Source organism: Azohydromonas lata, from assembly GCF_034427735.1.
Taxonomy (GTDB): Bacteria; Pseudomonadota; Gammaproteobacteria; order Burkholderiales; family Burkholderiaceae_C; genus Azohydromonas; species Azohydromonas lata.
On record NZ_JAXOJX010000196.1, the window covers coordinates 1 to 662 of the forward strand.

At 66.3% G+C, this 662-nt stretch carries 1 protein-coding gene; it reads right to left on the minus strand.

Features of this window, described 5'->3' with window-relative positions; genetic code table 11:
* Positions 1-119: 119 nt before the first annotated feature.
* Entirely contained in the window at positions 120-659 is a 540-nt protein-coding gene (locus SM757_RS34990; RefSeq protein WP_322468865.1) for a TRAP transporter small permease, read from the minus strand.
* Positions 660-662: the final 3 nt, after the last annotated feature.

The window sequence follows — 662 nt, forward strand, 5'->3', positions numbered from 1 at the left end:
ACCCGAGACCAGCAGCGAGTACGCGATAGGGATGCCCAGCGCCATGGCGCCCAGCAGCGAGCCCAGGAAGATGATGACGGTCATGTTGTAGTCCTTGAGGTTCTTGGCTCGTCAGGGCTTCAGCGCTGCGCGGCGGGCTTGGCGGCAGCGGTTTCGGGGATGGGCTGGTCCAGGTGCAGGTCGTGCAGCGCGGCGAGGTCCTCGCTCTCCTGCACCATCACCAGATCCTCGTCGCGCACCTTGCCGGTCACGGTGCGGATCAGCTCGCGCAGCAGCAGCAAGCCGGCCGAGACGGCGAAGAACACGCCGGAGGCGTAGAAGATGGCCACCGAGGCGCCCGTCACCGGGGCCTGCACGTCGGCATTGATCTGCGCCTGCGTGAGGCTGCCCTGGAACAGCAGCCAGGTGACGTAGAGCATGGCGAGCTGGCTGATGACCAGGCACACCTTCTTGCCCGTGTTGCCCAGGCGCGAGACCAGCATGTCCGTGCCCAGGTGGCCGTGCTCCTTGATGGCCACGATGGCGCCCAGGAAGGTCAGCCACACGAACAGCCAGCGCGAGACCTCCTCGCTCACCGTGATGCCGGAATTGAAGCCGTAGCGCAGCACCACGTTGCCGAACACCAGCACCACCATGATGGCCAGCGCCAGCGCAATCAGCGC